12 protein-coding genes and 2 pseudogenes are annotated in these 12,341 nt (G+C 42.8%); 12 read left to right on the plus strand and 2 right to left on the minus strand.

The window, feature by feature from the left end; genetic code table 11:
* Nucleotides 1-290: 290 nt before the first annotated feature.
* The gene (locus tag G4V62_RS11015; RefSeq protein WP_165202165.1) at nt 291-467 is read left to right on the plus strand and encodes a hypothetical protein; all 177 of its coding nucleotides are present in this window, start codon (nt 291-293) and stop codon (nt 465-467) included.
* A 212-nt stretch (nt 468-679) separates the two neighbouring features.
* Nucleotides 680-1,987: a lysine N(6)-hydroxylase/L-ornithine N(5)-oxygenase family protein gene (locus G4V62_RS11020; RefSeq protein WP_165202167.1), complete on the plus strand. Its 1,308-nt coding sequence runs from the start codon at nt 680-682 to the stop codon at nt 1,985-1,987.
* 228 nt (nt 1,988-2,215) lie between these two features.
* Here G4V62_RS11020 and G4V62_RS11025 read toward each other — a convergent pair whose 3' ends face one another.
* Both G4V62_RS11025 and G4V62_RS11030 read right to left on the minus strand, forming a co-directional pair.
* Nucleotides 2,216-3,076, minus strand: a complete 861-nt coding sequence (locus tag G4V62_RS11025) for an AraC family transcriptional regulator (protein WP_165202169.1) — start codon at nt 3,074-3,076, stop codon at nt 2,216-2,218.
* 468 nt (nt 3,077-3,544) lie between these two features.
* Nucleotides 3,545-4,441 (minus strand): diacylglycerol/lipid kinase family protein, encoded by an 897-nt coding sequence (locus G4V62_RS11030; protein ID WP_165202171.1) that lies wholly within the window; start codon nt 4,439-4,441, stop codon nt 3,545-3,547.
* 390 nt (nt 4,442-4,831) lie between these two features.
* On the opposite strand from G4V62_RS11030, the gene G4V62_RS19895 reads away from it, so the two are divergent.
* The 10 genes and pseudogenes from G4V62_RS19895 to G4V62_RS11075 form a co-directional block, all read left to right on the plus strand.
* On the plus strand, nt 4,832-5,047 hold the full coding sequence (locus tag G4V62_RS19895) for a hypothetical protein (protein ID WP_246218392.1): 216 nt from the start codon (nt 4,832-4,834) through the stop codon (nt 5,045-5,047).
* Nucleotides 4,942-5,700, plus strand: coding sequence for an ectoine/hydroxyectoine ABC transporter substrate-binding protein EhuB (gene ehuB / locus G4V62_RS11035; RefSeq protein WP_312855480.1), 759 nt, complete (start codon nt 4,942-4,944; stop codon nt 5,698-5,700). Before G4V62_RS19895 ends, ehuB begins: the two co-directional genes overlap by 106 nt.
* 128 nt (nt 5,701-5,828) lie before the next feature.
* Complete coding sequence (gene ehuC / locus G4V62_RS11040) at nt 5,829-6,485, plus strand: ectoine/hydroxyectoine ABC transporter permease subunit EhuC (RefSeq protein WP_281358589.1); 657 nt, start codon at nt 5,829-5,831, stop codon at nt 6,483-6,485.
* Nucleotides 6,482-7,201 (plus strand): ectoine/hydroxyectoine ABC transporter permease subunit EhuD, encoded by a 720-nt coding sequence (ehuD, locus tag G4V62_RS11045; RefSeq protein ID WP_165202173.1) that lies wholly within the window; start codon nt 6,482-6,484, stop codon nt 7,199-7,201. Before ehuC ends, ehuD begins: the two co-directional genes overlap by 4 nt.
* A complete protein-coding gene (gene ehuA / locus G4V62_RS11050) occupies nt 7,198-7,989 on the plus strand; it encodes an ectoine/hydroxyectoine ABC transporter ATP-binding protein EhuA (protein ID WP_165202175.1) in 792 nt (263 codons plus the stop codon). Before ehuD ends, ehuA begins: the two co-directional genes overlap by 4 nt.
* Nucleotides 7,990-8,226: 237 nt before the next feature.
* The gene (locus G4V62_RS11055; RefSeq protein WP_165202177.1) at nt 8,227-8,865 is read left to right on the plus strand and encodes an SDR family oxidoreductase; all 639 of its coding nucleotides are present in this window, start codon (nt 8,227-8,229) and stop codon (nt 8,863-8,865) included.
* A 232-nt stretch (nt 8,866-9,097) separates the two neighbouring features.
* Nucleotides 9,098-10,060 carry an MraY family glycosyltransferase gene (locus tag G4V62_RS11060; protein ID WP_165202179.1) on the plus strand — a complete coding sequence of 321 codons (963 nt, stop codon included), beginning with the start codon at nt 9,098-9,100 and terminating at the stop codon, nt 10,058-10,060.
* Between the two features lie 168 nt (nt 10,061-10,228).
* Nucleotides 10,229-11,452, plus strand: a complete 1,224-nt coding sequence (locus G4V62_RS11065) for an arginine deiminase (RefSeq protein ID WP_165202181.1) — start codon at nt 10,229-10,231, stop codon at nt 11,450-11,452.
* 219 nt (nt 11,453-11,671) lie between these two features.
* Nucleotides 11,672-12,058, plus strand: a pseudogene (locus tag G4V62_RS11070) (P-loop NTPase family protein); the annotation flags it as partial.
* 151 nt (nt 12,059-12,209) lie between these two features.
* Nucleotides 12,210-12,334, plus strand: a pseudogene (locus G4V62_RS11075) (transposase); the annotation flags it as partial.
* Between the last annotated feature and the right edge of the window lie 7 nt (nt 12,335-12,341).

Consider the following 12,341-nt stretch of genomic DNA (forward strand, 5'->3'; position numbering starts at 1 on the left):
ATCTGTTGAAAACGGCCTGGTTTAGTGACAACCTTGTGACATTTCGCAAGACCCCGGCAGTAAACTTTGTGATTTGACGAACAAGCTAATAAGCTCAGTTAACTTGAGGAAATTTATTTTTGCGATTTTAAGCATAAATGACTTGCGGAGGTCATAATGTTTACATTGTTGAAAACTGGTTATAATGAAGAATTAACAAAAACGTAACAGTATCTATAAGGAATTATAACAGTTTTTGTTGTATACTTATGATAGCGTTTTAAAAATGATTATATTAAGGAGGTGTAAAAATGAAACAGTTTCTTTTTTCTTTTATAACAGAGCACAAACAATGGGATGAACGCATTGAAGCCGACGGCATGATGGACGCATCTCGAAAAGTGCGTGCAAAGTTACGCGAATATGGAACACCAAACATACGTGTTCAATATAAAGGCATTTATTACCCACCGCGCGCTACTGGCTAACAACCTACATTCTTAAGTATTAAAGGAGGAATAATAAAAGGATGTGATTCCATTGCAATCGAAATCTTATATATAACGCTTTAATCCAAACATAAATGGGTTAAAGCGTTTTTTCTTTGTCTTTTGCACTAAGCTTACAGGTGACAGATGTTTTCTTTTGCCCAGAAAGGGAAACGATCGAGAGAAGAAATGAAGAAATGAGGAAACTGAAGATGAACACAGAACAAACGCGATATGACATGATTGGAATTGGTGCCGGTCCTTATGGTCTTGGGCTTGCTGCGATGTGTGAGCAGCAAGGTCTGACTTCTCTATTCTTTGACCGCAGTAACACTTTAGCCTGGCACCCAGGAATGCTTATTGAAAATGCGAATTTACAAACGTCTTTTTTAGCCGATCTCGCAACGTTTGTAGACCCTACATCCCCTTATACATTTTTAAATTATTTAAAAGAACAAGAGCGCCTACAGGCATTCTTTTTCTATCAGCGTTTGGACGTGCCGCGAGCCGAATACAGTCGTTATTTAGAGTGGGTCGGAAATCAATTACAAAACGTTCGATTGAATCATGACGTGTACGATGTAAAAGATCATCCAAGTGGCGATGGATATGAAGTTTATGTAACAAATGTCGCTACCAATGAGGTCAGTATTTTTCACACAAAGCACGTGGCTTTGGCAACGGGATACCAACCGAATGTTCCAACTGACGCAGACCTCTCTTTGCCAGGTGTGTTTCATTCGTCCGCTTACGTATTTGCGCGCTCCGTGTGTGAGCGGGCGGAGCGCGTCGCGATCATTGGATCCGGGCAGAGCGCAGCAGAAATATTTTTAGATTTGCTCTCTTCACAGCAGGAATACCCTCATCGAGAGCTCCATTGGATGACACGTTCTGCCGGTTTTATGCAAATGGAGTCTGCAAAGCTTGGACAGGAAGTGTTTTCTCCTGACTTTGTTCGTTATTTTCATCCTCTTTCCTATGAAAAACGGCAGAGCCTTTTGCCGGTGCTTTCTCCTCTACGTAAAGGCATTGACCCAGAAACGTTGCGCAGCATTTACAACCAACTTTATGAGCAAACGATTGCTACAGATCCAAACATTAGTATCTTGGCTCGATCCTCTTTTCGACAGATGGCATTGTTAGCGGATGGAAAAAAGCGGCTGACGTTTCATCATCAAGATAAAGAAGCTGATTTTACGATAGACGCAGATGTGGTCATTTTTGCAACTGGTGACAAGCCGCGGCTTCCGGATTGGCTCTTTGCTAATTATGAAGAAGACATCATATTTGAAGATGAAGCACGTAGACAATTTGCCGTTGGGAAGAACTATCACCTATCTTTTGCCAAGCCACGTACACATCATCTTTACATGCTGACAAACCTTGAGCATAGCCATGGCCCCGCTGCAACCAATCTCGGATTAGCTGTGTATCGAAATGCACGTATCATCAATGATGTTTTAAATAAGGACGTTTATACAATCCCGAATAAAACCGTTTTTCAAGATTTCTCACCTTGATGTCTGAAAAAGGGACGTAACGGTTACGCTCGTTGTGCCAGCCTGTTAACGAACGTTTAACGTCTCATCTGCCGTATACTGGCTCGCTCGTCTTTTATGAATTTTTCGCTCAACGTCTGAAAAGGTATTTAAAGTTAGGCTGAAAAATAACGGAAAGGTGGCTAAGCGGACGATAAAAAAGTGTAGACAACATCTAGAAGTGACTTTGTCTACACTCTGGCGTGATAGTTATTCCCATTGCGTCTCTTTTCGGTATGCAGAGGGTGTTTTTCCTGTATAAGATTTAAATACACGTGAAAAAGTTTTTATCGAGACAAAGCCGCTTGCTTCGGCAATATCCGCGATGGCCATACGAGTTGCGTGCAATAGACTGCATGCGTGCCGAACACGGAGCTCGTGCAAATAGGCTGTAAAAGGTTTGCCGCACATTGAGATGATTTTTTCACTTAAATAAGAGGCACTGACATGAAATGTAGAAGCTAAGTCTTTTAAACGCAACGGTTCGCGAAAGTGGGCGTGAATATAATCGAGCACTTGCCACGTGTCCGCTGGACGTGTTCCTTCTTTTGCAGGTTGATTTTGTGCGGCTTCAAAGAAAAGAAGTAGTAAATCAGTTAACTGGGCTTGCAGACGCACGTAGCGATGTGGTGAAGAGCTAAGGTATGCTTTATGCATATCCTTCGTTAACACTTCGGCACGTTTGCGCGCTTCGCCCTGCAATTGCACATGACTGTGTGGCCACTTTGAGCGCTCATAGAGAAGTGGATACAATGATGAAGAGGCGAGCTCCCAGGAAGCAAACAGTTCTGGGCGAAAATTGATGTTATATAAAACGAGAGACCCTTCCGTTTGATCACAATGAATTGCATGTGTGTCAAAGGGTCGAATAAACGCGAGCGTCCCTGGTTGGAGTGAGAAAGACTGACCGTTCACTTCCTCTGTACCGGTCCCGCTCTGTACATACGCACATTCTAAAAAGTCATGGCGATGCGTAGGAAATGTTCGTTCAATCGGATGGATATCAATATGAAATGGAAATATCGTATCTCCATTCGGGTATTGAGAGAGATGATACTGTAGAAGTGTCAAAACAACCCCTCCAACTGAAGTGTGTGTACGGCTATTGTAGCATAGAATGTTGTGATTACAGCTTTACAACAATCGCATGGCAACTGTGTAACAGATGATATGAATCTACCGAAATGGGGAAGACTAATGAATAAATCGATATATAAGATATCGAAAACAATCATGAAAGGAGAACCTCGTGAAAGCCCCTTTTAAACCCTCACTTTGGCGCAAGTGTTTCGCTGCTTTATCCCTTGCCGTAGGTTCCTTCACAATGAGAAAAAATGTATAGACAAAAAGCACACCTTATACGTTATGGTGTGCTTTTTCACCCTGTTGCGAAACGCTCACATCCATCACCCGCAACTTCACTGTCTTCTCATACCCTTATGTTCTATTCAAGTCTTCGCTTATCTTCATGCCTCGTATGAACAGCGTTTTTAAATCATTTTAGTCGATGGCATGTAAGTTTGACTGCTTTTAATCAGCCTAATGAGGTGTAAGGTCATTACCTACGATGATACGTAGATATTGCTGTAGGTTTTTAATTGTAGCGGGTGTGTTGTAGCGCCGCTCCCCGTCACAGTCTATATTCTGCTGAGGTGTCGCTTCGATGTACAACTGCTTCGCTTCATGATAAATAACGTTCTCATGCTCAGCTGGCAGCTGAGTGATGCGCGAACGAAACATTTGCAAGAAAGTAGGTAACGTCGAGTTTTTTATAATGAGTATGTCAAAGGTCCCGTCCTGTAAATGGTTGTTCGGGAAAAAGGCACGCAGTCCACCTGTAAACGGACTATTGCCAACGAGCACCATCACCGCCTCGCCCTCGTATTCAAACGTGTCGCTTTGAATGCGAACGTGAAACGGTTCTGTTTCATTCATATTTTGTAAAGTGCTGATGTAATATGAAAGCCGCCCTAAGGCGTCTTTATTTTGTACTTGCTCCGATACGGTTGTAATTAAACCGATTCCCCAGAAATTCAAAAAGTATTGCTGACCGTCAAAGCCGATATCAACGGGTTCTACTTTCATTTGCATAATTTGTTCGAGCGCAGCAATTGGGTCTTGTGCCATTCCAATCGCGCGCGAAAAATCATTGGCTGTTCCGCACGGAAGTATGGCAAATACAGGCCTTTGTTCAAGGCGAGCGAGAGCGTTTGTTAATTGATAAATTGTGCCATCCCCGCCCGCTCCAATGAGCACATCTACATTTGTATGGATTTCATCAACGAGCTGTTGAGCATGTTCAGCTGATGTCGTTTTGTAAATGTCTACGTTGGCAAAACGTTGTGCAAGCGTCTGGCGCACGTCATCTAAATGCTCAAGCCACGCTTGATTGCCTGCGTTTGGATTGACGAGTAAAGCGACCCTGTTTAAATTCATACCATACCTGCTTTCCACACGATGTGTATGTTTATTTACTTCTGTCTTTCCCGAAATGTATCTTATTTTACACCTCTAGATGTAAAAAACGTTTAATTAACATGTTTGGGGTAAAAGGAGAAAGACCTGGTTTGTTTGACATATGTGCTTGCATGCGTGATGATCTGCTCGTTATAAAGAGTATCTCTCATATAACCGTGTCTTGAGAGGTTTGATGATAGCGTATGTAAGTATATATCGTATTAGCCACTTTGTGGTTACACCGGCTTGTTTGATACGATAAAGACTGTTGAGAAATTTTGGGTCAGTTTCAGGCGACTATCCCTCGATGAAAGGAGTCATCGGAAACTGATTCAGAATATAAGCAATTATCTGGGAGGTCGAATTTTTATGAAAAGTATTTTGGCTGCCGCTACTTTAGTAGCAGGTCTAGCGTTGCTTGTAGGTTGTCAACAGGTGAGTGAAGGGGGCACACTGCAAAAATCCAAGAGGACGGCGCGATTTCTGTTGGTTTTGCCAATGAACGTCCGTATGGCTATGAAACAGAAGACGGAGAGCCTGAGGGAATGTCCGTTGACATTGCTACAGCCATTTTCTCTGATTTAGGGGTTGAAGAGCTTGACGGAAACGTCGTTGATTTTAGTTCACTTATAAACGGACTGAATTCAAACAATTTTGATGCTGTTACAGCTGGGATGTATATTACCCCGGAACGGTGTGAGAATGCGAATTTTACGGAGCCAGAGTATCGAATGGGTGAAGCGATGGCCGTTGCTCCAGGGAACCCGCTTGACCTTCATAGCTATGAAGATGTTCTGACTAACCCCGATGCGACAATTACTGTCATGGCTGGTGGTGTGGAGTACGGTTATTTGCAAGACATTGCTGAAGAGTTAGGCGTTGAAGCCAATATAGAGACAGTGAATACGATTGCTGATAATTTAGCAGCACTAGAAGCTGGTCGTACGGATGCGATTACGATGACAGAGGCAACATTGCTCACCGCTTTAGAAGGTTCAGAGAACAGTAATATCGAAGTTGTCGAAGATTTTGAACAGCCTGTTGTTAATGGCGAAGAAGTGTACGGCTACGGAGGAACCGTTTTTCGCGCTGGTGATGAAGAGTTAGTCAAAGAATACAATGATCGCCTTGCGGAAATGAAAGAGTCCGGTGAACTTGTCGAGATTTATGAGAAATATGGTTTGAGTGAAGATAACTTACCTGGAGATATGACGACTGAAGAGCTTTGTGCCGGATAACGTGCGGGGTAAGGAGGAGTGAGGAGTGGCTTCTTTGTGACTCCTCCGTCCGCGTCTGCACGTTGTGTCGTTTCAAATGCAAGTGCAGACGCGGGATGACGTATTTTCAGTAGGGAGGCTTATAAGGATTGAATTTTATCGACATCTTTTTAGATATTTTAGCTGCGGCGAAGCTAACAATCGTCATTATGCTCGTTTCAATGGTTTTTATGTTTTTAATCGCATTTATTGCGGGGCTTTCACGCGTTTCAAGAAGCAAAATCGTCCGCGGTATGACATTGACATACGTAGAATTCTTTCGCGGTACGTCTTTGCTCGTGCAGATGTTTTGGATATTTTACGTTGTACCTGAGCTATTTGGCTATATATTAAGCCCATTTCTCGCAGGAGTCATTGCGTTAAGTCTAAACTATGGCGCATATGCTTCTGAAGTTGTCCGCAGCTCAATCGAGGCCGTCCCTAAAGGGCAAATGGAAGCCGGTATTGCGTTAAACATGTCGAGGCGGCAACAAATGCTACGGATCATTTTACCTCAAGCTTTTCGTCGCATGCTTCCCGGATTTGGGAATAATGTCATTGAGCTATTGAAGGGGACATCTTTATTGTCTTTAATTACCTTAACCGAAGCGACGCGCACAGCAAGAAATATTGCCAACCAAGATTTTCAAAACTATATCGAAATTTTTGGCGCGTTGATTTTAGTGTATTTCATCATTGCTTTGCCACTCGTTCTGATGACTAAATTTCTTGAACGTCTTGCCTCCAAGGGGGTGGCTAGCGTATGATCGTTAGTTCAATCTGGAACTGGGACGTTGCTATAGATGCGATGCCTGCGATGTTAGGCGGGATGTGGAACACGTTTCTCATTACCATCAGTGCATTTATCGTTGCGCTTATCGTCGGTTTAATTTTAACGATGCTGCGCCGAATTCCATTCAAGCCCTTGGCTCTGCTATTTTACGGTCTAACAGAGTTTATCCGGATGACGCCACCCTTAGCCCAATTGTTGTTTGTTTACTATGCCTGGCCGCAGATTCCAGTGGTAGGAGTAGCTTTGCCTTCATTTGTTGCTGGAACCTTCACCTTAGGAATTCATTATAGTACGTACTTATCAGAAATTTATCGTTCTGGGATTGAAGGGGTTGAAAAAGGACAGTGGGAGGCGAGTAAGGCACTTAACTTTAGTCGATTTGACACGTGGAGAAAAGTGATTTTGCCTCAGGCGATTCCGCCAGTCATTCCGCAATTAGGTAATTATTTAATTGTGATGTTCAAAGAAACACCATTGTTGATCGCCATCCAATTTAATGAGATGTTAAGGGAAGCATATCTCGTAGGTTCAGCGACGTATAGCTATGTTGAGGTCTTTACAATTGCTGGTCTATTGTTTTTAGTATTGAGCTATCCGTCCTCGTTGCTGATTAGGTATTTAGAAAAGCGTATGAACAATCGTTATGCACGTAAGGCAAAGAAAGTGGAGAGAAAGGGTGTAACGACATGAGTGATAAGGAATATATCGTCCAGTTTCAAGATGTACACAAGTCTTTTGACCAGCTTGAAGTGTTAAAAGGGATTGATTTAAATATAACTCCTGGAGAGAAAGTATCGATTATCGGACCGAGTGGATCAGGAAAAACGACGATTATTCGCATGCTGATGACGCTTGAGAAGCCGATGAGCGGACGAATTATTGTTGATGGGGACTACCTTTGGCATATGGAGAAGAATGGACAAATCGTTGAGGCAAATGAAGCACATTTGCGGAAAGTTCGCGGAAATATCGGGATGGTGTTTCAGCACTTTAATTTGTTTCCTCATATGAATATATTACGAAATTGTACTGAAGCGCCAATGCGCGTGCTCGGTCTTTCTAAAAAAGAAGCTGAGGAGCGCGCCGTACAAATGCTGGACAAAGTTGGATTAGCAGATAAAGTGGACAATTATCCTATTCAATTGTCAGGTGGTCAAAAGCAGCGTGTGGCCATTGCTCGTGCCCTTGTCATGCAGCCGAAAGTGATGCTTTTTGACGAGGTGACGTCTGCGCTTGATCCTGAGCTTGTCGGAGAAGTGCTCGGCGTTATTAAAGATCTAGCTGAGCAAGGTGATATGACGATGATTTTGATCACGCATGAAATGGATTTTGCATGGGAAGTCTCCGATCGGGTTGTTTTCTTAGCTGATGGAAATCTTGTAGAAGAAGGTTCGCCGAATGAGCTGTTTGAAAATCCGCAGAGCGAACGTTTAAAGTCATTTTTAGAGCGATTTCATCAGTCTCCTGTGTCGGTTTAAGGACTGCGGCCTCAAGTGTCACCAATTGTTCTCGCTGTCTCATTCGTGCTTCATCTGCTGTGCATCGTTAAAAGAGTAAGGTTAAGGTTAAGTGTATGTGACTATACGCTAGCACCTGCGTCCATTCCGGGCTCAGGTGTTTTTTTACGGCCAAGAGCAACTTCACATGTTTAGTCAAGCTGTTCCAATGGGTACATTCACTTTAACGCTGCAGATATTTTGAAAGGAGACGTATGTATGAGAGTACTTGTTGCTGGAAGTCATGGACATACTGGCCAGTTGGTTTTACAGAAGTTGCAAGAAAAAGGTCATGGCGCATTCGGAATGATTCGGGACGAAGAGCAGATTGATACGATCAATGAACTTGGTGCGACCGCTGTAGTCGCTGATTTAGAAGACGATGTTTCATCGGCAGTGGTCAGTATGGATGCGATCATATTTGCTGCTGGTTCTGGATCACATACGGGAAAAGATAAAACTGAAGAGGTTGATCGCGACGGTGCGATCCGATTGATCGAAGCTGCTCAAGCCATGCCAATACAAAAATTTGTGATGCTGAGCTCGGTTGGCGCTGACAAACCCGAAAAAATGCCGGAGGAAATAAGGCATTACATGGACGCAAAGCATGACGCGGATGAGATGCTTGTCGAGAGTGGGCTCGACTATACAATCGTTCGTCCTGGCCGCTTGTCTCACGAACCAGGGCAAGGAATGATACGAGCGAATAAAAAATTGACTAATTATGAAGGGAGCGTGTCGCGAGAAGATGTCGCTCTTGCCCTCGTCGAGTCATTAAACACGCCGCTAACGAGCCATTTGATTTTTGAAATGCTAGACGGTGACACACCCGTCAAAGAAGCAATAACGACGGTATAAAACATGTACTTTGTTTGCAAACGGCTAGCGCATAGTCGTCTCAGAGTGTAGCAAAGTCTAAAAAACCTTTGTTTACACTCTTTTTTTTGAGCTAATCTACATCTCTCCAATCATTTTCAGCCGGTCTCCATCTTTTCGCGATGGTCAAAATCGAGTAGTAAGAGTACAAAGCGCTATGAGATTATGATATTCTATGATTAATGCATATTTTCATAGCATTGGAGGAAAGGACATGGAACAGCTGTTGCTCGTCGTCATGATTTCGGGGCTGCTCAGCTATTGGATCATCCCGTATTTCGGAAAAATCGCCGTCAAAAAAGGTTTTGTTGACCAGCCAAATGCGCGCAAAATACATAAAAAACCGATTCCATTACTAGGCGGAATGGCTATGATTCTCGTTTTTTGGTTGATGCTGACCGCTTTTTGGCTATTAAACTGGGTTGAGGGTCCATTGTACGCTGGTATGAGCATCGCACTCGGATTCATTGCGATTGCTGGCTTTTTAGATGATTATGCGAAAACGAGAAAGAAAGATTTTCCCGCACTGCCAAAACTGCTTTTGCAATTTGGTGCGGCCATCGCCGTTGTTCAGAGCGGGGTCGTCGTTTTGGGAATTGGCATTCCTTTTGACCAAAGCTATTTCGTTTTCCCGCCTTTAATCGGTACAGTTTTAACGGTACTTTGGATTGTCGGTCTTATGAACGCAATTAATTGGATAGATGGTATGGATGGCTTAGCCGGTGGGATTTCCGCAATATCTGCAGGAACATTAATGTGTATTGCTCTTGTCACTGGTGAAATTGTCTCGGCTGTCATCGCAGCTGCTGTCGTTGGGACGACGCTTGGTTACTTGAAACATAATTTTCATCCCGCCAAGATTTTAATGGGAGATACGGGCTCGATGTTTTTAGGTCTTCTCCTTGGTGTGATTTCGGTTTTAGGTACATTGAAAACGATGACGTTTGTTTCAGTCGCCATTCCAGTCTTGGCGCTTGGACTGCCGATTTTTGACAGCTTTTATGTTGTCATTCGTCGTCTGCTCTCAGGAAAATCCATTCATATTGCAGATAAAACCCATGCCCACCATCGTTTGTTAGCGATCGGACTGACACAAAGACAAGCGGTTACGTTTTTGTACCTTGTTGGATTGTGTCTTGGCTTGTCATCCGTCATCTTGACATTAGTGACGATATAAATGTATAGAACTGACTTGAATGAGGAGATAAGAAAAATAGTCCCTTTATCAAGTCAGTTTTTTTGCTTATCGATGTGATTGATCGGCGATTGATTGTAGGTAAATAGGGAATGTTAATAGAAGATCGTATACAGTGGATGAGTGAACAGAGAAAGGATGTATGACCTAATGAATACAAACATTTATATCGGTTCAGAGATAGACCCGTTACAAAGTGTCGTCATTCATCGCCCAGGTGATGAGCTTGAAAACTTAATGCCTCAGTATATGGAGAGACTATTGTTTGATGACATTCCTTATTTGCCAGCGATTCAAAGAGAACATGATATTTTTGCGGCAGAGCTTCAGAAAACCGGAGCTCAAGTACTATATTTAAAAGATTTGGTCGTTGACGTATTGCAGGATGATGAAAAGCGGCAATCCTTCTGTACGGAATTTTTACAACGTTATTATTCATTTGAACATGATATTTATCAAGAAGTGCTTTCATATCTAAAAGAGCTGACAGCTGAGGAGTTGTTTCAAACGGTTACTACGGGGATTAAAAAGAAAATGATTGCCTCAAAGCGACCCCTCCACCTTGCAGATATGATTGGACAATCATACCCTTTTTATGTTGATCCGATGACGAACCTTTACTTCTCAAGAGATGCACAGTCTGTGATCGGTGACGCCGTTTCAATCAATATGATGGATCAAAAGGCACGTGCTTGTGAGCCCTTTTTAATGGAAACTGTATTTCAACAGCATTCAAAGTTTGTCGGACAAGCTTCACACCTATGGTTGAATCGCGAGCATGGATATCGTATTGAAGGCGGCGATATTCTCGTTTTACGGCCTGATGTACTGGCGATCGGCATTTCCGCACGCACATCACCGCAAGCAATCGAAAGCTTAGCAAGGACTCTTTTTACCGAGAAATCTGCGGTGACAAAAGTGCTTGCGATTGAGCTCCCAAAGAAGCGAGCATTCATGCATTTAGACACGGTTTTTACAATGGTCGATCACGATAAGTTTACCATTCACCCGGCAATCCTAGGTTCACAGGAGAGTGTGTTTTTGCTAGAACCTGCGGAGGACGGTGAGATTTCTATCACACGACAGAGCCATTTGCAGGAAGCACTGGGACGAGCGCTGGATCTCGCTGAGGTCACCTTTATTCCTTGTGGCGGAGGAGATCCGATCACAGCAGCGCGTGAGCAGTGGAGTGACGGTGCCAACACATTTGCGGTCGCACCAGGAAAAGTGATGACTTATGAGCGTAATGCAACGACAAATCGACTATTACGTGAGTACGGGCTTGAGGTGATTGAAATACCAGATTCAGAGCTGTCCCGTGGAAGAGGCGGGCCACGATGTATGACCTTCCCTTTATATCGAAAGCCTTTATAAAAACGTTGTATTCTTATAAGAATCATCCATTGCAGCGTAAATGTTGAATCGACTTTGCTTGTGCTCAAACGGACTTTAGGAGGCATTTTGAAAACAGGTGATTTACATTTTTGAAATGCCTTTTTACTTCCCCCTATTCGATCATCGAAACGTGAGAAAAAGCTTCTTTGGCAATTATAATACATTTATTAGAGAAAGTTGTAAAAAGGGGGGCGTGTCGTGAAACGAATCATGGTCATTGGCATTTCATCAGGTGTAGGAAAGTCAACATTTGCTCGAAAATTAGGGGAAGCCTTAAATATAAATGTATACCATTTAGATGCTTTATACTGGAGACCAAACTGGATAGAGGCTTCATTAGAGGATTTTTCCAAAGCCCAGCACGACATTGTGAATCAAGATCAATGGATTATCGAAGGGAATTATAGTCATACTTTTGAGATACGTGCAGAACATGCGGATACGATTATTTATTTGGAACTTCCACGCCGTGTTTGTCTTTACCGTGTTGTTAAGCGGTGGATCATGAATATTGGGAAAACACGACCTGATATGGGAGAGGGGTGTAAGGAAAAAATAGATTGGGACTTCATTAAGTTTATCGTTTTCTGACAGAAGACTCCCACTTCAAGGAATGTTAGGACGTTGTCCAATGAGTAAGTGGGAGATGAATGTCGGTTAGTCGTAAGCCTAAAAGTTGTTTCTTTTTTGTGCTATAATATCATCAGTCTAATATAAAAGAAAAGCTGAGATTTCGATGAAAATAGATGGTCATAATCATCAGTGTTTTTGATGTACTACCACCTTGTATTCGTTGTTAAATACCGTAGAAAAGTCTTTGACGACGACATGTCTGACTATGCAAAAGATATGTTTGTAAAGTGAGGTG

This window comes from Litoribacterium kuwaitense (assembly GCF_011058155.1).
In the GTDB taxonomy this organism is placed as follows: Bacteria; Bacillota; Bacilli; order Bacillales; family DSM-28697; genus Litoribacterium; species Litoribacterium kuwaitense.